Origin of the sequence: Stenotrophomonas maltophilia group sp. Smal17, from assembly GCF_030237045.1 — a bacterium.
Classification (GTDB): Bacteria; Pseudomonadota; Gammaproteobacteria; order Xanthomonadales; family Xanthomonadaceae; genus Stenotrophomonas; species Stenotrophomonas forensis.
In genome coordinates, this window is record NZ_JASJSU010000076.1 from 1 (window position 1) to 19,835 (window position 19,835).

The window sequence follows — 19,835 nt, forward strand, 5'->3', positions numbered from 1 at the left end:
TGGGGGCTTGGCCGCGGCATCCATGCCGCGGACACTCCCGCAACCGGACCCACCCCGCCTTTGACAGATTTCCGCGATCTGCTGGAACAGATCTGACCGCATTTGTGTGTATCGATATCTGACAGATGTGCCGACCAACGGTCGGCACCCACCGACAGATCGCAGCAATCTGTCAGAGGTGGGGCGGTGTCGGAGTGCGGGGTGTCAGCCGCATGGATGCGGCTGCCAAGCCTACATGGACGTACTTGCGGCGTCCCCGCACTCCGACACCGCCCCAGCATCCCCCGGAATGCCCGACTTTGACGTTGATCTGGCTTGTAGCAGGTGCAGGGCTGCAAGCCCTGCCGAAAAACCCTTACCGCACTTGTTCCTGCTTGCGCACGATCGCCATCGCGATCTCCAGCGACTGCTCGTAGTTCAACCGCGGGTCCACCGTCGAACGATACGCACGCTCCAGATCGCGCTCGGTCAACTCGCGCGCGCCACCGGTGCACTCGGTCACATCCTCGCCGGTCAGCTCAAGGTGCACGCCGCCCAGGCGCGTGCCCGCGGCCGCATGCAGGTCGAACGACATCTCAACCTCGCCGCGCACATTGTCGAAACGACGCGTCTTGAAACCATTGGCAGTGCTCTCGGTATTGCCATGCATCGCATCGCATACCCACAGCACACGGCGACCGTCACGCTTGACCGCGTCCAGCAGCGGCGGCAACTTTCCGGCAATCTGCGCCGCACCCATGCGATGGATGAAGCTCAGGCGGCCAGGTTCATCATGCGGGTTGAGCACATCGATCAGGCGCAGCAGCTGGTCCGGCGTCACCGACGGGCCGACCTTGATTGCGATCGGGTTGCGCACGCCGCGCAGGTACTCCACGTGCGCGCCATCGAGCGCAGCGGTGCGCATGCCGATCCACGGGTAATGCGTGCTCAGGTTCAACCAGCCCTGCTGACGCGGCACCTGCCGCGTCAGCGCCTGTTCGTAGGGCAGCAGCAGCGCTTCGTGCGAGGTGTAGAAATCGATGCGATTGAGGTTGTGCACGCGGGCCCCGGCCAGGGTCTCCATGAAGTGCACCGCATCGCCGATCGAGGCCACCATCTTCTGGTACTCGGCGGCCAGCGGCGAGTGGCTTACCCACTCCAGGTTCCAGTACTCCGGATGGTGCAGGTCGGCGAAGCCGCCATCGATCAGCGCACGCACGAAGTTCATCGTCATCGCCGAATGCGCGTGGGCCTGCAGCATCCGCTTCGGGTCGGGCAGGCGCGCCGCTTCGGTGAACGCCGGCGCATTGATCACGTCACCACGGTAGCTGGGCAGGGTCACGCCATCGCGGGTTTCGGTATCGGCCGAACGCGGCTTGGCGTACTGGCCGGCAAAGCGCCCAACGCGGATCACCGGTTGGCGCAGGCCGTGCACCAGCACCAGGCTCATCTGCAGCAGCACCTTCAACCGGTTGGAAATGGTGCCCGATTCGCAGTCGCTGAAATTCTCCGCGCAGTCACCGCCCTGCAGCAGGAAGCGCTTGCCCTCCTGCGCCTCGGCCAACTGCTGCTTCAACGCCAGGATCTCCCACGAGGTAACCAGCGGCGGCAGCCGCTTCAGCTCGTGCAGGGCCGCATCCAGCGCGACCGGGTCCGGGTAGGTCGGCATCTGCAGCGCGGTCTTGCCACGCCAGCTCTCCGGCGACCAGGCAGCGCCAGCGGCGGTCGCGGCAGGGTCGGGGACAGGCGAAACGGCGGACAGGCTCATTGCAGACTTCCGGAAGTGGGGGACGTTCATGGTCGCAGAGCCGACCGCTGTCGCAAAGGGCCGGGCGTGGTCTGCACATGGCTGAACGCCGGGGAAAGGGCATCGCGATCGGCCACAAACCGCATGGCCATGGCCGTCCCGGCAGGCGCATGATTCGCCACGCACTGTTACGAAGTAACACTCCACATTCCCCGACCGGCCCCTTCCACAGCCCATCGCCATGAAGCCCTCCCTGCTCGCTACCGGCATCACCCTCGCCCTGGCTCTGGCCAGCCTGCCCGCCTTCGCCGCAGCTGCCGACGACACCTCCGCGCCGGTCAAGGACCTGGACGCCGTGACCGTCCACGCTCAGCTCGACCAGGCCCGCAACATGCTGTCGCCGGATATCGGCAGCAGCCAGTACCAGATCACCGCCGAGGACATCCAGAAGCAGCCGCTGGGTGCGTCTGCGCCACTCAGCCAGGTGCTGTTGCAGGCGCCGGGCGTGGTCCAGGATTCGTACGGCGGCGTGCATGTGCGCGGCGACCACGCCAACCTGCAGTACCGCATCAACGGCGTGCTGCTGCCCGAATCGATCTCCGGCTTTGGCCAGACCCTGGATGCACGCACCATCAAGAGCATCCGCCTGATGGATGGCGCTCTGCCGGCGCAGTTCGGCGAGCGCACCGCTGCGGTGGTCGACATCACTACGCGCAATGGCGCCGAACTTGGCAATGGTGGCAGCGCGGGCCTCACTGCCGGCTCGTTCGGCAAGCTCAATCCGAATGCCTCATGGTGGGGCAACCAGGGCCGTTGGAGCTGGTTCCTGACCGGCAACTACGACCAGAACGAGGTCGGCCTGGAAAATCCGACCCCCTCGCGCAAGCCGCTGCACGACGACACCCACCAGGGCAAGGCCTTCGCCGACCTGACCTATCTGGTCAACGACAACACCCGCCTGAGCGTATTCGCCGGCTTCGCCAACAACCGCTTCCAGATCCCGGTCAATCCGGGCCAGACACCGCAGTTCGGCTATCTCGACACCACCACCTTCGACTCCAGCCAGCTGGATGAGACCCAGCGCGAGACCACCCGCTTCGGCATGCTGGTGCTGCAGGGCACGCTGGGCAGCACCGCCTACCAGCTCTCGGCCGGGCAGCGTTACAGCGATGTGGGATTCAACCCGGACGTGGTCGGCGACCTGGTGTTCAGCGGCGTCGCCTCACAGGTCCAGCGCAGCAACCGCGCCAATACCCTGCAGGCCGACTTCTCCACGCCGCTGGGCAACGACCACACGCTGCGCTATGGCCTGTATGGCAACTACGAGAACGCGCGGGCCAGCAACAACAGCTGGGTGTTCCCGGTCGACGACGCCGGCCAGCAGTCCAGCACCACGCCGCTGCTGATTCCCGATCGCAGCGCCTTCCACGCCAGCACGCTGGCGCTGTACGTGCAGGACGAATGGAAGATCGGCGACGACTGGACCGTCAACTACGGCCTGCGCGGTGACCGTTACAAGGCCTTTGGGCGCACCGAAGGCCAGCTCAGCCCGCGCGTGGGCGTGGTCTGGAATGCCAGCGACAGCACCACCGTGCACGCCGGCTACTCGCGCTACTTCACGCCACCGGCCAGCGAGCTGATCGCCAGCAGCGACATCGCCCTCTACGACGGCACCACCAACCAGCAGCCCAGCGGCGGCAACAACATTCCGCTGGCCGAACGCAGCGATTACTACGACATCGGCGTCTCGCAGCAGCTGGGTGAACACCTCACACTGGGCCTGGATGCGTATGACCGCCGCGTCGCGCGGCTGCAGGATGAAGGCCAGTTCGGCGCCGCCTACATCTATTCGACGTTCAACTATCGCCGCGGCCACATCCGCGGCCTGGAATTCAGTGCCGACTACAGCAACGGCCCGTTCAGCGCCTACCTCAACGCCGCCCTGAACAAGGCCATCGGTACCGACGTCATCACCGGGCAGTACAACCTGGACCCGGAAGCCCTGGCCTACGTGGCCAACCACTGGATCCACCTGGATCACGACCAGAAGCTGACGTCGTCGGGCGGCTTCAGCTACGCCTTCGCGGGCCACAACCGGATCGGTGCCAACTACGTGTTCGGCAGCGGCCTGCGTTCGGACATCGAGGGCGTGCCCAATGGCGGCGAGCTGCCGTCGTACCTGCAGGTCAATCTCAGTGCAGGCCACGACTTCAACGCCGACAGCGGCCATCCGCTGCATGTGCAGCTGGCGCTGATCAACGCACTGGATCGCAGCTACCAGCTGCGCGATGGCGGCGGTGTCGGCGTGTTCGCCCCGCAATGGGGCCCGCGCCGCGGCGCCTACCTGAGCCTGCAGCAGGACTTCTGAGGACGGACCGTGGTAGTGCCGGCCGCTGGCCGGCATTACCTTGCTTCAGCGCTTGACCTTGCGCAGCGACACCAGCAGCGCCCACAGCGCCAGCAGCACGAACCACACCCCCGACCACATTGGCATGGTCAGGCCCAGGAACGTCCAGTCGATGTTGCCGCAGTTGCCGGTACCGGTCAGCACCGTGCGGAACACTTCCAGTGGCCCCATGGTCTCGCGCAGGAAGCTCAGCGGTGGGCCGCAGGTCGCGCCCATCTCCGGCGGCAGCATCTGCACGTAGACGTGGCGCGCGGCGATGCCGACACCCACCGCGGCGGCGATGAAGGCCAGTACGCCATAGGTCGCGCGGCCAGGTCGGTTGGACGGCCCGTGCAGCGCGCCGATCAGGAACAGCAGGCCGAGCGCGGCGAATGCCAGGCGCTGGAAGATGCACAGCGGGCACGGCTCCAGGCCCATCTTCAACTGCAGGAAGATCGCGTAGCCCAGCAGGCCCGCACAGATCAGGAAGCCCAGGAAGAACTGGGCGCGGAAGGGCCAGCGCAGTGGATTCATCGTCAACGCTCGAATGGATCAGGCGCCAAGCGTAACCGAGAGTGCGCGCCATTCGAACCGCCACAGGTGACGCCTGTCGGAACGGTGTGGGTTGCAGGCAGCGCCCAGCAACCCCGGAAACGCAAAAGCCCGGCAGAGGCCGGGCTTTCGCTGTGTCGCGTTGGAGCGGTCCGATTACTCGGCCACTTCTTCGGCCACGACCGGACGGTCAACCAGCTCGACGTAGGCCATCGGTGCGTTGTCGCCGGCGCGGAAGCCGCACTTCAGCAGGCGCAGGTAGCCGCCCGGACGGTTCGCGTAGCGCGGGCCCAGGATGGTGAACAGGTTGCCCACGGCTTCGTTGTCGCGCAGGCGGGCGAAGGCCAGACGGCGGTTGGCGACGGAGTCGACCTTGGCCAGGGTGATCAGCGGCTCGGCAACGCGGCGCAGTTCCTTGGCCTTCGGCAGGGTGGTCTTGATCAGCTCGTGCTTGAACAGCGAGGCGGCCATGTTCTTGAACATCGCTTCGCGGTGGGCGCTGGTACGGCTGAACTTACGGCCAGACTTCTGGTGACGCATGGTGATATTCCTTGGTTAATGATGAGGCTGTGTGGATCGTTGTCGCCATCCTGGCGTTGCTGCGCGGACTGCGGATGGTCCTGGCCGCCCGTCCTGGACGACCTGCCGCGCGAACCTGGGGCTCGTCGTGGCATGTTGTGTTGCGTTGAAGGCTCCACCGTTGCCGGTGGAGCCTCCAGGCATTACCGATATCAGCCCAGCATGCCGTGGCTGGCGACGCCGGCCGGCGGCCAGTTCTCCAGCTTCATGCCGAGGGACAGGCCGCGCTGAGCCAGCACTTCCTTGATCTCGGTGAGCGACTTCTTGCCCAGGTTCGGGGTCTTCAGCAGCTCCACTTCGGTCTTCTGGATCAGATCGCCGATGTAGTAGATGCTTTCAGCCTTCAGGCAGTTGGCCGAACGCACGGTCAGCTCCAGATCGTCGATCGGGCGCAGCAGCACCGGATCCACGCCGTTGTTGGCCGGCTTGGCCGCACCGCGGTCGCGGTGGGTGAAGTCACCGAACACCGACAGCTGGTCGCTGAGGATGTCGGCGGCGGTGCGCACGGCTTCCTCGGCGTCGATGGTGCCGTTGGTCTCGATATCGATGACCAGCTTGTCCAGGTCGGTACGCTGTTCGACGCGGGCCGCTTCCACGGCATAGGCGACGCGGCGGACCGGCGAGAACGAGGCATCCAGGACCAGGCGGCCGATGGCACGGGTTTCTTCGTCCGGACGACGACGCGCGGCAGCCGGCTGGTAGCCGAAACCACGTTCGATCTTCAGACGCATGTTCACTGCCGTGTCCTTGGTCAGGTGGCAGATCACGTGGTCACCGTTCAAGATTTCCACATTGTGGTCAACCTTGATGTCGGCAGCGGTGACAACGCCCGGGCCCTGCTTGGACAGGGACAGGGTGGCGCTGTCGCCGGAGTGCATACGGATGGCCACGTCCTTCAGGTTCAGCAGGACTTCGAGCACGTCCTCCTGCAGACCTTCGACCGTGGTGTACTCATGCAACACGCCGTCGATTTCGACTTCCGTGATGGCGAAGCCCGGGATGGACGACAGCAGCACGCGACGCAGGGCATTGCCCAGCGTATGCCCGTAACCCCGCTCCAAAGGTTCGATAACGACCTTTGCACGGGTGTCGGTAAGGCGTTCGATCTGCGGACCGCGAGGACGCAGAACCTGGTTGGCGGTAACCGTCATGTTGCGGGTTCTCCTAGTGAACCCCCGGCCGTCGCCGGGGGCTCTCCAATGATGAATTACTTCGAATACAGCTCGACGATCAGCGCTTCGTTGATGTCCGCAGGCAGATCCGAACGATCCGGAACAGCCTTGAAGATGCCGGTGAACTTGCCGGAATCCACTTCAACCCACGACGGGCTCAGGTCATGCTGGGCGGCGACGGTCAGGGCTTCCTGGACGCGCAGCTGCTTGGCAGCCTTTTCAGACAGAGCGATGGCGTCGCCAGCCTTGACCTGGTACGAAGCCAGGTTGACCGACTTGCCATTCACGGTGACGCCGCGGTGCGACACCAGCTGACGGGCAGCCGGACGGGTCACGGCGAAGCCCATGCGGTAGACGACGTTGTCCAGGCGGGTTTCCAGCAGCTGCAGCAGGTTCTCGCCGGTGTTGCCCTTCTTGGTCGAGGCCTTCTTGTAGTAGTTGCGGAACTGACGCTCCAGCAGGCCGTAGATACGCTTGACCTTCTGCTTTTCACGCAGCTGGGTGGCGTAGTCGGACAGCTTGCCCTTGCGGGCAGTGGCGCCGTGCTGGCCGGGCTTCTGCTCCAGCTTGCACTTCGAGTCCAGCGCACGCGCCGGGCTCTTCAGGGACAGGTCGGCGCCTTCGCGACGGGCGAGCTTACAGGTAGGACCGATATAACGAGCCATTTCTTATCGCTCCCTTTAGACGCGACGCTTCTTCGGCGGACGGCACCCGTTGTGCGGGATAGGCGTCACGTCGATGATGTTGGTGATCTTGTAGCCGACGTTGTTCAACGAACGCACGGCCGACTCACGGCCCGGACCCGGGCCCTTGATGCGGACTTCCAGCGACTTCACGCCGTAGTCCAGCGCAGCACGACCGGCCTTTTCAGCAGCCACCTGGGCAGCGAACGGGGTCGACTTGCGCGAACCGCGGAAGCCAGCGCCACCGGAGGTCGCCCACGACAGAGCGTTGCCCTGGCGGTCGGTGATGGTGACGATGGTGTTGTTGAACGAAGCGTGGACGTGGGCAACGCCGTCGGTGACGACGCGCTTGATCTTCTTCTTGGTCTTAGCAGCGGGCTTAGCCATTTCTCAGTCCCTTACTTCTTGATCGCCTTGCGCGGACCCTTGCGGGTGCGGGCGTTGGTACGGGTGCGCTGGCCACGCAGCGGGAGGCCACGACGGTGACGCAGGCCGCGGTAGCAGCCCAGGTCCATCAGGCGCTTGATCGCGATACCGATTTCACGGCGCAGATCGCCTTCCACGATGTACTTGCCGACTTCGGCGCGCAGGCGCTCGATTTCCGGCTCCGACAGATCGCGGATCTTGGTGGTCGAAGCAACGCCTGCGACTTCGCAGACCTTCTTCGAACGGGTACGGCCGATGCCGTAAATGCTTTGCAACCCGACCCAGACGTGCTTCTGGGCTGGCAGGTTGACGCCTGCAATACGCGCCATGACGCGGTTCTCCAGCTGAGTGATGGCCGACAGCGCGCCTCGGGCACGCCAATCCGGCAGGATGGATCAAAAAAGTGAACTAGCGATACTAACAAGGTTCCGGTTTACATGGAAGCCCGTGAAACCATTGGTTTCATGAACCCGGCCTGGGGAGTGTGCCCAGGCTCCGGCGCCGGATGGGGTTGGACCTGGGGTTTCCCCCGGGGCCGCCCGCGCTACTCCAGCGCGGGACCACCTCATCACACCCCCACCCGGAACCGCTGCGGGGGCCGCCCTTCGTTTGTGTGGCCGGAGTCCGCGAAGCGGAGGGACCATCACGTCAGGAAGACGAAAGTATAACAGGCCTATCAGCCGCGGGCAAAACCGCCGCGGTTGCCGCCCTTCAGGTTGGCCTTCTTCAGCAGGCTCTCGTACTGGTGCGACATCAGGTGCGCCTGCACCTGGGCGATGAAGTCCATCACCACCACCACCACGATCAGCAGCGAAGTACCGCCGAAGTAGAACGAGGCGTTCAGCTGCGTGCGCATCAGTTCCGGCAGCAGGCAGACGATCACCAGGTACGCCGAGCCGGCTGCGGTCAGGCGGGTCAGCACGCCGTCGATGTAGTCGGCGGTGGCCTTGCCCGGACGGATGCCCGGGATCAGCGCGCCCGACTTCTTCAGGTTGTCGGCGGTTTCCTGCGAGTTGAACACCAGCGCGGTATAGAAGAACGCGAAACCGGTGATCAGCGCAGCGAACACGATCATGTGCAGCGGCTCGCCCGGGCCGAGCGCGTTGGCGACTTTCTGCAGGATCTGGCCGAAGCTGCTCTGGTTGGCGGCCTGGCCGGACCACATGGCCAGGGTGGCCGGGAAGGCCAGCAGGCTCGAGGCGAAGATCGCCGGGATGACGCCGGCCATGTTGAGCTTCAGCGGCAGGAACGAGGTCTGGTTCATGTACGCGTTGCGACCGCCCTGGCGGCGCGCGTAGTTGACCGTGATCCGGCGCTGGCCACGCTCGACGAACACCACGAAGAAGGTGAAGGCGAGCACGACGATGGCGATCAGCAGCAGCTGGATGAACTGGATGTTGCCGTCGCGGTAGGCGTCGAAGGTGTGGATGACCGCACCCGGCAGGCCGGCCACGATACCGGCGAAGATGATCAGCGACACGCCGTTGCCGATGCCGCGCTCGGTGACCTGCTCACCGACCCACATCAGGAACATGGTGCCGGCGGTCAGCGCGACCACGGCGGTGAGCACGAAGCCCATGCCCGGCGCGTACACGACCGGAGCGCCCGACGGCGAGACCTGGCCCTGCAGGGCCAGTGCGATCGAGCCGCCCTGCACCACTGCCAGCAGCACGGCGCCGATGCGCGAATACTGGGTGATCTTGCGGCGGCCGGACTCACCTTCCTTCTGCATCGCCTTCAGGGCGGGGAAGATGTGCACGGCCAGCTGCATCACGATCGATGCCGAGATGTACGGCATCACGTTCAGCGCGAAGATGCTGAAACGGTGCAGGGCGCCGCCCGAGAACATGTTGAACATGTCCACGATGCCGCCGCCCTGCTGTTGCATCATGGCAAGCATGGCATCGGGATTGACGCCCGGCACCGGCACGTAGCAGCCGATGCGATAGACGATCAAAGCCCCGACGACGAACAGCAAACGTTGGCGAAGTTCAGTGAACTTGCCCATTCCGCCCGCGAGGTTACCGATGCCAGCTTGCGCCATGATTTTCTTACTCCGTCACGCTGCCGCCGGCAGCTTCGATCGCGGCCTTGGCACCAGCCGTGGCAGCAATACCCTTCAGGGTGAACGCCTTGGTCACTTCGCCCTTGACGACGACCTTGGCCTTCTTTGCGGTGCTCGGGACCAGCTTGGCAGCACGCAGGGCGGCGAAGTCGATCTCGCCGGCCGGCAGCTTGTCCAGCGCGTACAGCAGCACTTCAGCGGTGTCCTTGGCGATCGGCGAACGGAAGCCGATCTTCGGCAGACGACGCTGCATGGGGGTCTGGCCGCCTTCGAAGCCAGCCTTGATCTTGCCGCCACCCTTACGGGCGAACGAACCCTTGTGGCCGCGGCCGGCAGTCTTGCCCAGGCCCGAGCCGATACCGCGACCGACGCGGGTGCGCTCGGTGCGGGCGCCCGGTGCCGGGCTCAGTTCATTGAGACGCAGAGTCATGATCGATTACTCCTCAACCTTGACGAGGTAGTGAACGGTGTTGATCAGACCGCGAACCTGCGGGCTGTCCTTCAGTTCACGCACATCGTTGAGCTTGTTCAGGCCCAGCGCACGCACCGACAGGCGGTGACGCGACTGGGTACCACGCAGGCCGCGCACCAGGCGCACCTTCACAGTCTTGTTGGACTCATTAGCCATGGTTGAGTTCCTCCACCTTCTTGCCGCGCTTGGCCGCGATGCGAGCCGGCGACTGCGCTGCAGTCAGGCCCTTCACGGTGGCACGCACCAGGTTGATCGGGTTGCGCGAACCGGTGGCCTTGGCCAGCACGTTCTTCACGCCAACCGCTTCCAGCACGGCGCGCATGGCACCGCCGGCGATGACGCCGGTACCTTCAGAAGCCGGCTGCATGAACACGCGGGCTGCGCCGTGACCATCCTTGATGGTGTGCCACAGGGTGCCGTTGTTCAGGTCAACGCTGACCAGGTTCTTGCGGGCCTGCTCCATCGACTTCTGGATGGCGACCGGCACTTCGCGCGCCTTGCCATAGCCGAAACCGACCTTGCCTTCGCCGTCGCCGACCACGGTCAGGGCGGTGAAGGTGAACTGGCGGCCACCCTTGACGGTCTTGCTGACGCGGTTGACCGCGACCAGCTTTTCGATCATGCCGTCGTCGACTTTCTCTTCGCGGTTACGGTCGCGATCGCGACCCCGCTGCTGACGCTCTTCTGCCATTTTGATTCCTTGGTAGTTTGGGTATGTACGGCTCGGGGCCGCTTATGGTTGTGGAGTGCTGCGTTGTTGCGGTGAGCCGCTGCAGAAGAGCGGCGTCGCCCAGCCTCACTCAGGCTGGCGAGCAGGCGGGCAGAGGACCCTAGGCCCCCTGCCCTTATCCCTTAGAACTGCAGGCCGGCTTCGCGGGCGGCTTCTGCCAGGGCCTTGATGCGGCCGTGGTAGCGGTAGCCCGAACGATCGAAGGCAACCTTCTCGACGCCGGCGGCCTTGGCACGCTCGGCGACGATGCGGCCAACCTTGGCGGCAGCATCGGCGTTCTTGCCGTTCTTCAGGCCTTCCATGACGTCGGTCTGGGTGGTGTTGGCGGCAGCCAGCACCTTGGAACCGTCGGCGGTAAAGACCTGGGCGTACAGGTGCTGGCCGGTGCGCAGCACCGACAGGCGGGCGACGCCGAGCTCACGGATGTGGGCGCGGGTCGACTTGGCGCGACGCAGGCGGGCGATGTTCTTGTTCATTTTGATTATTCCTTGAAAGCTGAAGGTTGGGCTTTTCCCTGAGGAGTCCGCACAAGGATGTGCGGGCTCTTGCGAGGGACTCGCGCTTACGCCTTCTTGGCTTCCTTACGGATGATGACTTCGTCGGAGTACTTCACGCCCTTGCCCTTGTACGGTTCCGGCTTGCGGAACGCACGGATCTTGGCGGCGACTTCACCGACGACCTGCTTGTCAGCGCCCTGGACCAGGATCTCGGTCTGGGTCGGGGTGGTGATGGTGATGCCTTCCGGCGCCACGAACACGACCGGGTGCGAGAAACCGAGCGACAGGCTCAGATCCTTGCCCTGCATGGCAGCACGGTAACCCACGCCGACCAGCTCCAGCTTGCGCTCGAAGCCTTCGGACACGCCCTTGACCATGTTGGCCAGGATCGCGCGGACGGTACCGGTCAGCGCGACCAGGTCGGCGTTCTCGGTGCTCAGGGTGGCAACGCCGCTGTCGACGTTGATGGCAATACCGGCCGGCTTCGGCAGCGACAGGGTGCCCTTCGGGCCCTTGACGGTGACCGATTCGGCCTGGACGTTCAGTTCAACCTTACCCAGGGTGACGGGCTTCTTGGCTACGCGGGACATAGTTCTACTCCTTTCGCCTTAGGCCACGAAGCACAGGACTTCGCCGCCGACGCCCAGCTGGCGCGCCTGCGCATCAGTCATGATGCCCTTGGAGGTGGAAATGATGGAGATACCCAGGCCGTTCATGACCTTCGGCAGCTCGCTCTTGCCGCGGTACTGGCGCAGGCCCGAACGCGAGAAGCGCTTCAGGGTCGCGATGACCGGCTTGCCTTCGAAATACTTCAGCACGATTTCCAGCTCGGACTTGTTGTTTTCCAGCTGGGTCACGCGCAGGTCGGTGATGTAACCCTCGTCCTTCAGGACCTGGGCGATCGCAACCTTGATCTTGGACGACGGGGCTTTCACCGTCTGCTTGCCAACCGCAGCCGCATTCTTGATGCGGACCAGCAGGTCGGCGATGGGATCAGTCATGCTCATATGAGTACCTTTGAGTGCACCGATATCCGCTTTCGCGAAAATCTGTTGTCTCCTGGAAACGGGCCAGGTCCCTTGATGCAGCGGGCCAGAGACCCGCTCCTGCAACCCCGTTTGCACAGGGCAAGACGCGGGAGTATACGCCAAAAGAGCCCGGCTTGCGCCGGGCTCTTCGGTTTTTTTGCTCAGGGAAGGCTGAACGCCTCCCCTGCCCCGGTTCAGGAACCCCCGAAGAGGCTCCTGATCGCAGGGCCGGCTGGGATTACCAGCTGGCCTTGCGCAGACCCGGGACGTCGCCGCGCATGGTGGCTTCGCGCAGCTTGTTGCGGCCGAGGCCGAACTTGCTGTACACGCCACGCGGACGACCCGACAGCTCGCAACGGTTGCGCTGGCGGCTCGGCGACGAATCGCGCGGCAGCTTGGCCAGCTTGGTTGCGGCGTCGATCTTCTCTTCGTAGGTCGCGTCCACGGAGGACACGATCTTCTTCAGAGCCGCACGCTTTTCAGCGTACTTCTTTGCCAGCTTTTCCCGCTTGATGTCGCGGTTGACCATGGAGGTCTTTGCCATTTCGGTTTCCTCGACGGATCAGTTACGGAACGGGAACTTGAACGCTGCCAGCAGCGCCTTCGCTTCCGCGTCGGTCTTCGCAGTGGTGGTGATGGCGATATCCATACCGCGGATCGCGTCGACGGCGTCGAAGTCGATTTCCGGGAAGATGATCTGCTCCTTCACACCCATGTTGAAGTTGCCGCGGCCGTCGAAGGAACGACCGGAAACACCACGGAAGTCGCGCACGCGCGGCAGCGAGATGTTGATCAGGCGATCCAGGAACTCGTACATCTTGTGGCGACGCAGCGTGGTCTTGCAGCCGATCGGCCAACCATCGCGGATCTTGAACGACGCAACCGACACACGCGACTTGGTGACAACCGGCTTCTGGCCGGAAATCTTGGTCATGTCGCCGACGGCGTTTTCCAGGATCTTCTTGTTGGTGGCCGCTTCGCCGACACCCATGTTCAGGGTGACCTTGACCAGCTTCGGCACTTCCATCGGATTGGTGTAACCGAACTGCTTCATCAGCGCCGGCACCACTTCGTCCTTGTAGAACTTTTCGAGACGGGAACTCATCTTCTCATTCCTCAGGCGTCGAGCGCCTCACCGCTGGAGCGGAACACACGCAGTTTGCGTCCATCCTCCAGCACCTTGAAGCCAACGCGCTCGCCCTTGCCCGAAGCCGGGTTCAGAACATTCACGTTGGAGATATGGATCGAAGCTTCGCGCTCGACCACGCCGCCGGCAACACCTGCCTGCGGGTTCGGCTTGGTGTGGCGCTTGACGATGTTCACGTTGGCGACGACCACACGGTCGCCGTCGACGCGGACGACTTCGCCCTGCTTGCCCTTGTCCTTGCCAGCGTTGACGACAACCTGGTCGCCCTTCTTGATACGGTTAGCCATGATTATCTCCTGTCGCTCACAGCACTTCGGGAGCGAGCGAGACGATCTTCATGAACTTCTCCGAACGAAGTTCACGGGTCACCGGCCCGAAGATACGGGTACCGATCGGCTCCTGCTTGCTGTTCAGCAGAACGGCAGCGTTGCCGTCGAAGCGGATCAGCGAGCCATCGGCGCGACGCACACCCTTGCGGGTACGCACCACGACGGCGTCATACACTTCACCCTTCTTGACCTTGCCGCGCGGAATCGCATCCTTCACGGTGACCTTGATGATGTCGCCGATGCCGGCGTAACGGCGCTTGGAACCACCCAGCACCTTGAAGCACATCACCTGCTTGGCACCCGAATTGTCCGCGACGTCAAGGTAGCTCTGCATCTGGATCATGATTCAGACTCCTTATTCAGCCGCACGCGTGATGACTTCCACCACGCGCCAGTTCTTGGTCTTGGACATCGGAGCAATCTCGGTCACGCGGACGACATCGCCTTCCTTGCAGGCGTTGTCGGCATCGTGGGCGTGCAGCTTGGTCGAGCGCTTGATGTACTTGCCGTACAGCGCGTGCTTGACCTGACGCTCAACCAGGACGGTAACCGTCTTGTCCATCTTGTTGCTGACGACACGGCCTTCGACCGTGCGCAGCGTCTTCTTTTCAGTATTGTCGCTCATAGCGGCCATCCTTACTTCGTGCTGCCGAGCAGGGTCTTGACGCGAGCAATCTCGCGACGGACCCGGCGAATGTCGTGGGTCTTCGGCAGCTGGCCGGTGACCTGCTGCATACGGACAGAGAACTGTTCCTTACGCAGGTCGATCAGGTGGGCCTTGAGTTCGTCAGCCGACTTTTCACGGAGAGTTTTGATATCCATCAGCGCACCGTACGGGTCACGAAAGTGGTGGTGACCGAGAGCTTGGCGGCGGCCAGGCGGAACGCCTCGCGAGCCACTTCCTCGGAAACACCCTCGATTTCATAGATCATGCGGCCGGGCTGGATCTGGGCCACCCAGTATTCCACGTTACCCTTACCAGAACCCATTCGGACTTCGATGGGCTTCTTGGTGATGGGCTTGTCGGGGAACACGCGGATCCACATCTTGCCGCCGCGCTTGACGTAGCGGCTGATCGAGCGGCGGGCCGCTTCGATCTGACGCGCGGTCAGCTGACCGTGTGCGGTTGCCTTCAGGCCGTATTCGCCGAAGCTGACAGCGTTGGCGCTCCAGCTCAGGCCATCGTTACGGCCCTTGTGTACCTTGCGGTACTTGGTTCGCTTGGGTTGCAACATTGTCGTTACCTCGCTTCACGGGCCGGGCGCTGACGGTCACCACGGTCGCCGCGATCGTGACGATCGTTGCGCGACGGGGTGTCGTCCTGCTTTTCCTGGCCAACCTGGGAGAAATCGAAGACCTCGCCCTTGTAGATCCAGACCTTGATGCCGATGATGCCGTAGGTCGTCTTGGCTTCAGCGAAGCCATAGTCGATGTCGGCACGCAGGGTGTGCAGCGGCACGCGGCCTTCGCGGTACCACTCCGAACGGGCGATTTCTGCACCGTTGAGGCGGCCACCGACGTTGACCTTGATGCCCAGGGCACCCAGGCGCATCGCGTTGCCGACCGAGCGCTTCATCGCGCGGCGGAACATGATGCGACGCTCCAGCTGCTGGGCGATCGACTCGGCAACGAGCTGCGCGTCCAGTTCCGGCTTGCGCACTTCGGTGACGTTGATGTGCGCCGGGACGCCCATCATCTCGCTCACTTCCTTGCGCAGCTTCTCGATGTCCTCACCGCGCTTGCCGATCACCACGCCCGGACGGGCGGTGTGGATCGTCACGCGAGCGGTCTTGGCCGGACGCTCGATCAGGATCTTGCTGATGCCGGCCTGAGCCAGCTTCTTGCGCAGCATTTCGCGCACTTTCAGGTCGGCTGCCAGGTAACCAGCGAACTCGGCCTTGTTGGCGTACCACTTGGAGTTCCAGTCCTTGGAAATGCCGAGGCGGATACCAATCGGATGAACTTTATGACCCATGGTCTTTTCCTTATCCGCTTACTTGGCGGCGCCCACAACCACAGTGATGTGGCTGGTGCGCTTGAGGATGCGGGTACCGCGGCCTTTCGCCCGCGCCATGAAACGCTTCAGGGTCGGACCTTCATCAACCATGATGGTCTGAACCTTCAGCTCGTCGACGTCGGCGCCCTGGTTGTTCTCGGCGTTGGCAATTGCCGACTCCACCACCTTCTTGATCAGGTGGGCAGCCTTCTTGTCCGAGAACTTCAGCAGGTTGACCGCACGCTCGGCCGGCAGACCGCGCACCTGGTCAGCGACCAGACGAGCCTTCTGCGGGGAGATGCGCGCAGTGCGCAGGATGGCTTTCGCTTCCATTGTCATCTCTCCTTACTTGCCCGACTTCTTGTCACCACCGTGACCCTTGAAGGTCCGGGTGATGGCAAATTCGCCGAGCTTGTGGCCGACCATGTTCTCGTTGACGAGAACCGGGATGTGGTTCTTGCCGTTATGCACGGCAATGGTGACGCCTACCATGTCAGGCAGGATCATCGAACGGCGCGACCAGGTCTTGATCGGCTTCTTGCTGCCCGCAGCGGCCTCCACCTTCTTGACGAGGTGGTGATCGACGAACGGGCCCTTCTTGAGTGAACGTGCCATGGTCGATTAGCCCCTACGATCGCGGACGATGAACTGCTGAGTGCGCTTGTTATGGCGCGTCTTGTAACCCTTGGTCGGGACACCCCACGGGGTGACCGGATGCGGGTTACCCTGGCCGGCCTTGGCCTCACCACCACCGTGCGGATGGTCAACCGGGTTCATGGCAGCACCACGAACGGTCGGGCGGACGCCGCGCCAACGCTTGGCACCGGCCTTGCCCAGCTTTTCCAGGCTGTGCTCGTCGTTGCCGACTTCACCGATGGTGGCGCAGCACTCGACCGGAACCTTGCGCATTTCACCCGAGCGCAGGCGCAGGGTGGCGTAGATGCCTTCGCGAGCCACCAGCTGCACGGCCGCACCGGCGGCGCGAGCGATCTGAGCGCCCTTGCCCGGCTTCAGTTCGATGCAGTGGATGGTGGTACCGACCGGGATGTTGCGCAGCGGCAGGGTGTTGCCCGACTTGATCGGGGCATCCGAACCGGCGATCACCTGATCACCCGCCTTCAGGCCCTTCGGGGCGATGATGTAGCGACGCTCACCGTCGACGTAGCACAGCAGGGCGATGTGGGCGGTGCGGTTCGGATCGTATTCGATGCGTTCCACGCGCGCCGGGATGCCCAGCTTGTTGCGCTTGAAGTCGATGATGCGGTAGTGCTGCTTGGCACCACCACCGACGTGACGCACGGTGATGCGGCCATGGTGGTTACGACCACCCGAGCGGCTCTGCGACTCGACCAGTGCGGCGTGCGGAGCACCCTTGTGCAGGTCGGGGGTGACCACGCGCACGGCCGAACGGCGGCCGGGGGAGGTGGGCTTGAATTTCATCAATGGCATGGGATGTACCTCAGGCCTTGGCCGTTACATCGATCGACTGGCCATCGGCCAGGCGAACGTACGCCTTGCGCCAATCGCCGCGGCGGCCAGCACGGTTACGGAAGGACTTGTTCTTGCCCTTGACGTTGACCACGTTGACGGCTTCGACCTTGACGTCGAACAGCTGCTCAACCGCGGCCTTTACATCGGCCTTGGTGGCTTCGTTCGAAACTTCGAAGACATACTGGTTGGAGAGTTCCTGCAGGCGCGCGGTCTTTTCGGAGACACGCGGGGCACGCAGCACGCTGAAGATTTTTTCGTTGCTGTTCATGCCAGCCACTCCTCGACCTTCTTGACCGCGTCAGCGGTGATGACGACCGTGTCGGCACCGACCAGCGACACCGGGTCCAGACCCTGCACGTCACGCACCTGCACGTACGGCAGATTGCGGGCGGACAGGTACAGGTGCTCGGAGGCTTCTTCAGTGACGATCAGCGGGCGCTTGCCCACTTCCAGGCCGGCCAGCTTGGCGATCAGACCCTTCGTGTTGGTCACTTCGACATCGAAGGACTCCACGATGGTCAGACGGCCCTGACGGTTCAGCTCGGACAGGATCGCGCACATGGCGGCACGGTACTGCTTACGATTGACCTTCTGCTCGAAGCTGCGCGGCTTGGCCGCGAAGGTGACACCGCCGCCGACGAAGATCGGAGCCGTCAGTGCGCCATGACGCGCGCCGCCGCCCTTCTGCTTCTTCGACTTCTTGGTGGTACCAGCCACTTCAGAGCGAGTCTTCTGTGCCTTGGTGCCGGCGCGGCCGGCGTTGCGGTAGGCAACGACGACCTGGTGGACCAGATCTTCGCTGAAATCGCGACCGAACACGGCGTCGGAGACCGAGACCTTGTTGTTGCTACCCGTGATAACGAGTTCCATCGTCATCTCTCCTTATGCCTTGCTCGCCGGACGGACGATCACGTCGCCACCCGCCGCGCCCGGAACGGCGCCGCGAACCGCGATCAGACCGCGCTCGACGTCGACCTTGACCACTTCCAGGTTCTGGGTGCTCTGCTGCACCGCGCCCATGTGGCCCGACATCTTCTTGCCCGGGAAAACACGACCCGGGGTCTGGCGCTGACCCAGCGAACCCGGCGCGCGATGCGACAGCGAGTTACCGTGGGTTGCATCGCCCATACGGAAGTTGTGGCGCTTGATGGTGCCCTGGAAGCCCTTACCCTTGGTGACACCCTGGACGTCGACGATCTGGCCGACTTCGAAGATGTCCGCCTTGACTTCGCCGCCAACGGCGAAATCGCCGAGCTGCGCGTCTTCAACGCGGAATTCCCACAGGCCACGACCCGCTTCCACCTTCGCCTTGGCGAAGTGGCCGGCTTCCGGCTTGTTGACCAGGGCAGCGCGACGCGCGCCGACGGTCACCTGCACGGCGCTGTAGCCGTCGGTTTCGACGGTCTTGATCTGCGCGATGCGGTTCGGGGTTGCTTCGATCAGGGTCACCGGGATGGAGCGGCCATCTTCAGTGAACACGCGGCTCATGCCAGCCTTGCGGCCCACGAAGCCCAACGAATACTTCTTCGTCATGGTCGTAGTCCTCAGGTCAGCTTGATCTGAACGTCGACGCCGGCAGCCAGTTCGAGCTTCATCAGCGCGTCCACGGTCTTGTCATTCGGGTCAACGATATCGAGCACGCGCTTGTGCGTGCGGGTCTCGTACTGGTCACGCGCGTCCTTGTCGACGTGCGGGGAGACGAGAACGGTGTAACGCTCGATCTTGGTCGGCAGCGGGATCGGGCCACGCACTTGCGCGCCGGTCCGCTTTGCCGTTTCAACGATCTCGCTGGCCGAACGGTCGATCAGACGATGATCGAACGCTTTCAGCCGGATCCGGATCTTTTGGTCCGCCATGGCGGTAGGTTCCTTCGTTAAAAGAGCGACAGACAAAGCCTCTGGGTTGCTTTGCCCCATGAAATTCCTGAATACGGACGGCCCGCACTCCTGCAGGCCGCCAAGGTCACTCCATAGACCTCAAAAACGTAGGCAGACCAGTTTCCCGGCCTGCCCAGACGTAGAAGCATAATGGCACGCAAGGCAGCTGTCAACAGTCGCCTGTTGACGCCGCCTGAATGGCATTGACCCTTCCTGGTCCGGGGAACACAAGGCACATCCTGTGCCTGCTTTCCCATTTGATACGCCCCGATGCCCTACCCAGGCAACATCGGGGCGCAGATACTACCAGATTACTCGATGATCTTCGAGACCACGCCGGCGCCGACGGTACGGCCGCCTTCGCGGATAGCGAAGCGCAGGCCTTCGTCCATTGCCACCGGGTTGATCAGGGTGACGACCATCTTGACGTTGTCACCCGGCATCACCATTTCGACGCCTTCCGGCAGTGCAGCGGCGCCGGTGATGTCGGTGGTGCGGAAGTAGAACTGCGGGCGGTAGCCGTTGAAGAACGGGGTGTGGCGGCCGCCTTCGTCCTTCGACAGGACGTACACTTCGCCTTCGAACTTGGTGTGCGGCTTGATCGAACCCGGCTTGGCCAGGACCTGGCCACGCTCGACGTCGTCACGCTTGGTGCCGCGCAGCAGCAGGCCAGCGTTGT

30 protein-coding genes and 1 pseudogene are annotated in these 19,835 nt (G+C 63.6%); 1 reads left to right on the forward strand and 30 read right to left on the reverse strand.

The window, feature by feature from the left end:
• Window positions 1–355: 355 nt before the first annotated feature.
• Complete coding sequence (locus QRO93_RS16605) at window positions 356–1,747, reverse strand: class II 3-deoxy-7-phosphoheptulonate synthase (RefSeq protein WP_049457545.1); 1,392 nt, start codon at window positions 1,745–1,747, stop codon at window positions 356–358.
• A gap of 220 nt (window positions 1,748–1,967) precedes the next feature.
• Between QRO93_RS16605 and QRO93_RS16610 the strand changes: the two genes are divergently transcribed.
• Window positions 1,968–4,094 carry a TonB-dependent receptor gene (locus QRO93_RS16610; RefSeq protein WP_164087343.1) on the forward strand — a complete coding sequence of 709 codons (2,127 nt, stop codon included), beginning with the start codon at window positions 1,968–1,970 and terminating at the stop codon, window positions 4,092–4,094.
• Window positions 4,095–4,139: 45 nt separating this feature from the next.
• Here QRO93_RS16610 and QRO93_RS16615 read toward each other — a convergent pair whose 3' ends face one another.
• The 29 genes and pseudogenes from QRO93_RS16615 to QRO93_RS16755 form a co-directional block, all read right to left on the reverse strand.
• Window positions 4,140–4,646 carry a disulfide bond formation protein B gene (locus QRO93_RS16615; protein WP_004154504.1) on the reverse strand — a complete coding sequence of 169 codons (507 nt, stop codon included), beginning with the start codon at window positions 4,644–4,646 and terminating at the stop codon, window positions 4,140–4,142.
• 174 nt (window positions 4,647–4,820) lie between these two features.
• The gene (gene rplQ, locus QRO93_RS16620; RefSeq protein ID WP_005408217.1) at window positions 4,821–5,204 is read right to left on the reverse strand and encodes a 50S ribosomal protein L17; all 384 of its coding nucleotides are present in this window, start codon (window positions 5,202–5,204) and stop codon (window positions 4,821–4,823) included.
• Window positions 5,205–5,395: 191 nt separating this feature from the next.
• Window positions 5,396–6,394, reverse strand: coding sequence for a DNA-directed RNA polymerase subunit alpha (locus QRO93_RS16625; protein WP_004145453.1), 999 nt, complete (start codon window positions 6,392–6,394; stop codon window positions 5,396–5,398).
• Between the two features lie 56 nt (window positions 6,395–6,450).
• Window positions 6,451–7,080: a 30S ribosomal protein S4 gene (rpsD, locus tag QRO93_RS16630; protein ID WP_004145446.1), complete on the reverse strand. Its 630-nt coding sequence runs from the start codon at window positions 7,078–7,080 to the stop codon at window positions 6,451–6,453.
• 15 nt (window positions 7,081–7,095) lie between these two features.
• Window positions 7,096–7,485, reverse strand: a complete 390-nt coding sequence (gene rpsK, locus QRO93_RS16635) for a 30S ribosomal protein S11 (protein ID WP_004145443.1) — start codon at window positions 7,483–7,485, stop codon at window positions 7,096–7,098.
• 11 nt (window positions 7,486–7,496) lie between these two features.
• Window positions 7,497–7,853 carry a 30S ribosomal protein S13 gene (rpsM, locus tag QRO93_RS16640; protein WP_004154500.1) on the reverse strand — a complete coding sequence of 119 codons (357 nt, stop codon included), beginning with the start codon at window positions 7,851–7,853 and terminating at the stop codon, window positions 7,497–7,499.
• Between the two features lie 347 nt (window positions 7,854–8,200).
• Window positions 8,201–9,568 carry a preprotein translocase subunit SecY gene (gene secY, locus QRO93_RS16645; protein WP_004154499.1) on the reverse strand — a complete coding sequence of 456 codons (1,368 nt, stop codon included), beginning with the start codon at window positions 9,566–9,568 and terminating at the stop codon, window positions 8,201–8,203.
• 7 nt (window positions 9,569–9,575) lie between these two features.
• Window positions 9,576–10,019: a 50S ribosomal protein L15 gene (gene rplO / locus QRO93_RS16650; protein WP_004154498.1), complete on the reverse strand. Its 444-nt coding sequence runs from the start codon at window positions 10,017–10,019 to the stop codon at window positions 9,576–9,578.
• A 6-nt stretch (window positions 10,020–10,025) separates the two neighbouring features.
• Window positions 10,026–10,217 carry a 50S ribosomal protein L30 gene (rpmD, locus tag QRO93_RS16655; protein WP_004154497.1) on the reverse strand — a complete coding sequence of 64 codons (192 nt, stop codon included), beginning with the start codon at window positions 10,215–10,217 and terminating at the stop codon, window positions 10,026–10,028.
• Entirely contained in the window at window positions 10,210–10,752 is a 543-nt protein-coding gene (rpsE, locus tag QRO93_RS16660; RefSeq protein WP_053448882.1) for a 30S ribosomal protein S5, read from the reverse strand. Before rpsE ends, rpmD begins: the two co-directional genes overlap by 8 nt.
• Window positions 10,753–10,913: 161 nt before the next feature.
• Window positions 10,914–11,273, reverse strand: coding sequence for a 50S ribosomal protein L18 (gene rplR / locus QRO93_RS16665; protein ID WP_024957318.1), 360 nt, complete (start codon window positions 11,271–11,273; stop codon window positions 10,914–10,916).
• 80 nt (window positions 11,274–11,353) lie between these two features.
• Window positions 11,354–11,878, reverse strand: coding sequence for a 50S ribosomal protein L6 (gene rplF / locus QRO93_RS16670; protein ID WP_180878925.1), 525 nt, complete (start codon window positions 11,876–11,878; stop codon window positions 11,354–11,356).
• Between the two features lie 18 nt (window positions 11,879–11,896).
• The gene (rpsH, locus tag QRO93_RS16675) at window positions 11,897–12,295 is read right to left on the reverse strand and encodes a 30S ribosomal protein S8 (protein WP_005408210.1); all 399 of its coding nucleotides are present in this window, start codon (window positions 12,293–12,295) and stop codon (window positions 11,897–11,899) included.
• A 259-nt stretch (window positions 12,296–12,554) separates the two neighbouring features.
• A complete protein-coding gene (gene rpsN / locus QRO93_RS16680) occupies window positions 12,555–12,860 on the reverse strand; it encodes a 30S ribosomal protein S14 (protein WP_005408209.1) in 306 nt (101 codons plus the stop codon).
• Between the two features lie 18 nt (window positions 12,861–12,878).
• Window positions 12,879–13,421: a 50S ribosomal protein L5 gene (rplE, locus tag QRO93_RS16685; RefSeq protein WP_004154491.1), complete on the reverse strand. Its 543-nt coding sequence runs from the start codon at window positions 13,419–13,421 to the stop codon at window positions 12,879–12,881.
• An 11-nt stretch (window positions 13,422–13,432) separates the two neighbouring features.
• On the reverse strand, window positions 13,433–13,750 hold the full coding sequence (gene rplX, locus QRO93_RS16690; protein ID WP_004154490.1) for a 50S ribosomal protein L24: 318 nt from the start codon (window positions 13,748–13,750) through the stop codon (window positions 13,433–13,435).
• A gap of 16 nt (window positions 13,751–13,766) precedes the next feature.
• On the reverse strand, window positions 13,767–14,135 hold the full coding sequence (gene rplN / locus QRO93_RS16695) for a 50S ribosomal protein L14 (RefSeq protein ID WP_004145357.1): 369 nt from the start codon (window positions 14,133–14,135) through the stop codon (window positions 13,767–13,769).
• A 12-nt stretch (window positions 14,136–14,147) separates the two neighbouring features.
• Window positions 14,148–14,417 (reverse strand): 30S ribosomal protein S17, encoded by a 270-nt coding sequence (rpsQ, locus tag QRO93_RS16700; RefSeq protein ID WP_004154489.1) that lies wholly within the window; start codon window positions 14,415–14,417, stop codon window positions 14,148–14,150.
• 11 nt (window positions 14,418–14,428) lie between these two features.
• Window positions 14,429–14,614, reverse strand: a complete 186-nt coding sequence (gene rpmC / locus QRO93_RS16705; protein WP_004154487.1) for a 50S ribosomal protein L29 — start codon at window positions 14,612–14,614, stop codon at window positions 14,429–14,431.
• Complete coding sequence (gene rplP, locus QRO93_RS16710; protein ID WP_004154486.1) at window positions 14,614–15,027, reverse strand: 50S ribosomal protein L16; 414 nt, start codon at window positions 15,025–15,027, stop codon at window positions 14,614–14,616. Before rplP ends, rpmC begins: the two co-directional genes overlap by 1 nt.
• A 5-nt stretch (window positions 15,028–15,032) precedes the next feature.
• The gene (rpsC, locus tag QRO93_RS16715; protein WP_004145350.1) at window positions 15,033–15,767 is read right to left on the reverse strand and encodes a 30S ribosomal protein S3; all 735 of its coding nucleotides are present in this window, start codon (window positions 15,765–15,767) and stop codon (window positions 15,033–15,035) included.
• Window positions 15,768–15,785: 18 nt separating this feature from the next.
• Complete coding sequence (gene rplV, locus QRO93_RS16720; RefSeq protein WP_004145348.1) at window positions 15,786–16,121, reverse strand: 50S ribosomal protein L22; 336 nt, start codon at window positions 16,119–16,121, stop codon at window positions 15,786–15,788.
• 12 nt (window positions 16,122–16,133) lie between these two features.
• Window positions 16,134–16,403 carry a 30S ribosomal protein S19 gene (gene rpsS, locus QRO93_RS16725; protein WP_004154485.1) on the reverse strand — a complete coding sequence of 90 codons (270 nt, stop codon included), beginning with the start codon at window positions 16,401–16,403 and terminating at the stop codon, window positions 16,134–16,136.
• Between the two features lie 6 nt (window positions 16,404–16,409).
• A complete protein-coding gene (gene rplB, locus QRO93_RS16730; protein ID WP_004154484.1) occupies window positions 16,410–17,237 on the reverse strand; it encodes a 50S ribosomal protein L2 in 828 nt (275 codons plus the stop codon).
• 10 nt (window positions 17,238–17,247) lie between these two features.
• Complete coding sequence (gene rplW / locus QRO93_RS16735; RefSeq protein WP_004145338.1) at window positions 17,248–17,547, reverse strand: 50S ribosomal protein L23; 300 nt, start codon at window positions 17,545–17,547, stop codon at window positions 17,248–17,250.
• The gene (rplD, locus tag QRO93_RS16740) at window positions 17,544–18,149 is read right to left on the reverse strand and encodes a 50S ribosomal protein L4 (protein ID WP_004145337.1); all 606 of its coding nucleotides are present in this window, start codon (window positions 18,147–18,149) and stop codon (window positions 17,544–17,546) included. Before rplD ends, rplW begins: the two co-directional genes overlap by 4 nt.
• A 12-nt stretch (window positions 18,150–18,161) precedes the next feature.
• Entirely contained in the window at window positions 18,162–18,812 is a 651-nt protein-coding gene (rplC, locus tag QRO93_RS16745; RefSeq protein ID WP_004145336.1) for a 50S ribosomal protein L3, read from the reverse strand.
• Window positions 18,813–18,823: 11 nt separating this feature from the next.
• Window positions 18,824–19,135: a 30S ribosomal protein S10 gene (gene rpsJ, locus QRO93_RS16750; protein ID WP_005408208.1), complete on the reverse strand. Its 312-nt coding sequence runs from the start codon at window positions 19,133–19,135 to the stop codon at window positions 18,824–18,826.
• Window positions 19,136–19,467: 332 nt separating this feature from the next.
• Window positions 19,468–19,835: pseudogene (locus QRO93_RS16755) on the reverse strand (elongation factor Tu); the annotation flags it as partial.

Excerpts from the sequence above, each read along its gene's own strand:
- QRO93_RS16605 (WP_049457545.1), bottom strand. The coding sequence starts at position 1,747 with ATGAGCCTGTCCGCCGTTTCGCCTGTCCCCGACCCTGCCGCGACCGCC.
- QRO93_RS16610 (WP_164087343.1), top strand. The coding sequence starts at position 1,968 with ATGAAGCCCTCCCTGCTCGCTACCGGCATCACCCTCGCCCTGGCTCTG.
- QRO93_RS16615 (WP_004154504.1), bottom strand. The coding sequence starts at position 4,646 with ATGAATCCACTGCGCTGGCCCTTCCGCGCCCAGTTCTTCCTGGGCTTC.
- rplQ (WP_005408217.1), bottom strand. The coding sequence starts at position 5,204 with ATGCGTCACCAGAAGTCTGGCCGTAAGTTCAGCCGTACCAGCGCCCAC.
- QRO93_RS16625 (WP_004145453.1), bottom strand. The coding sequence starts at position 6,394 with ATGACGGTTACCGCCAACCAGGTTCTGCGTCCTCGCGGTCCGCAGATC.
- rpsD (WP_004145446.1), bottom strand. The coding sequence starts at position 7,080 with ATGGCTCGTTATATCGGTCCTACCTGTAAGCTCGCCCGTCGCGAAGGC.
- rpsK (WP_004145443.1), bottom strand. The coding sequence starts at position 7,485 with ATGGCTAAGCCCGCTGCTAAGACCAAGAAGAAGATCAAGCGCGTCGTC.
- rpsM (WP_004154500.1), bottom strand. The coding sequence starts at position 7,853 with ATGGCGCGTATTGCAGGCGTCAACCTGCCAGCCCAGAAGCACGTCTGG.
- secY (WP_004154499.1), bottom strand. The coding sequence starts at position 9,568 with ATGGCGCAAGCTGGCATCGGTAACCTCGCGGGCGGAATGGGCAAGTTC.
- rplO (WP_004154498.1), bottom strand. The coding sequence starts at position 10,019 with ATGACTCTGCGTCTCAATGAACTGAGCCCGGCACCGGGCGCCCGCACC.
- rpmD (WP_004154497.1), bottom strand. The coding sequence starts at position 10,217 with ATGGCTAATGAGTCCAACAAGACTGTGAAGGTGCGCCTGGTGCGCGGC.
- rpsE (WP_053448882.1), bottom strand. The coding sequence starts at position 10,752 with ATGGCAGAAGAGCGTCAGCAGCGGGGTCGCGATCGCGACCGTAACCGC.
- rplF (WP_180878925.1), bottom strand. The coding sequence starts at position 11,878 with ATGTCCCGCGTAGCCAAGAAGCCCGTCACCCTGGGTAAGGTTGAACTG.
- rpsH (WP_005408210.1), bottom strand. The coding sequence starts at position 12,295 with ATGAGCATGACTGATCCCATCGCCGACCTGCTGGTCCGCATCAAGAAT.
- rpsN (WP_005408209.1), bottom strand. The coding sequence starts at position 12,860 with ATGGCAAAGACCTCCATGGTCAACCGCGACATCAAGCGGGAAAAGCTG.
- rplE (WP_004154491.1), bottom strand. The coding sequence starts at position 13,421 with ATGAGTTCCCGTCTCGAAAAGTTCTACAAGGACGAAGTGGTGCCGGCG.
- rplX (WP_004154490.1), bottom strand. The coding sequence starts at position 13,750 with ATGGCTAACCGTATCAAGAAGGGCGACCAGGTTGTCGTCAACGCTGGC.
- rplN (WP_004145357.1), bottom strand. The coding sequence starts at position 14,135 with ATGATCCAGATGCAGAGCTACCTTGACGTCGCGGACAATTCGGGTGCC.
- rpsQ (WP_004154489.1), bottom strand. The coding sequence starts at position 14,417 with ATGAGCGACAATACTGAAAAGAAGACGCTGCGCACGGTCGAAGGCCGT.
- rpmC (WP_004154487.1), bottom strand. The coding sequence starts at position 14,614 with ATGGATATCAAAACTCTCCGTGAAAAGTCGGCTGACGAACTCAAGGCC.
- rplP (WP_004154486.1), bottom strand. The coding sequence starts at position 15,027 with ATGTTGCAACCCAAGCGAACCAAGTACCGCAAGGTACACAAGGGCCGT.
- rpsC (WP_004145350.1), bottom strand. The coding sequence starts at position 15,767 with ATGGGTCATAAAGTTCATCCGATTGGTATCCGCCTCGGCATTTCCAAG.
- rplV (WP_004145348.1), bottom strand. The coding sequence starts at position 16,121 with ATGGAAGCGAAAGCCATCCTGCGCACTGCGCGCATCTCCCCGCAGAAG.
- rpsS (WP_004154485.1), bottom strand. The coding sequence starts at position 16,403 with ATGGCACGTTCACTCAAGAAGGGCCCGTTCGTCGATCACCACCTCGTC.
- rplB (WP_004154484.1), bottom strand. The coding sequence starts at position 17,237 with ATGCCATTGATGAAATTCAAGCCCACCTCCCCCGGCCGCCGTTCGGCC.
- rplW (WP_004145338.1), bottom strand. The coding sequence starts at position 17,547 with ATGAACAGCAACGAAAAAATCTTCAGCGTGCTGCGTGCCCCGCGTGTC.
- rplD (WP_004145337.1), bottom strand. The coding sequence starts at position 18,149 with ATGGAACTCGTTATCACGGGTAGCAACAACAAGGTCTCGGTCTCCGAC.
- rplC (WP_004145336.1), bottom strand. The coding sequence starts at position 18,812 with ATGACGAAGAAGTATTCGTTGGGCTTCGTGGGCCGCAAGGCTGGCATG.
- rpsJ (WP_005408208.1), bottom strand. The coding sequence starts at position 19,135 with ATGGCGGACCAAAAGATCCGGATCCGGCTGAAAGCGTTCGATCATCGT.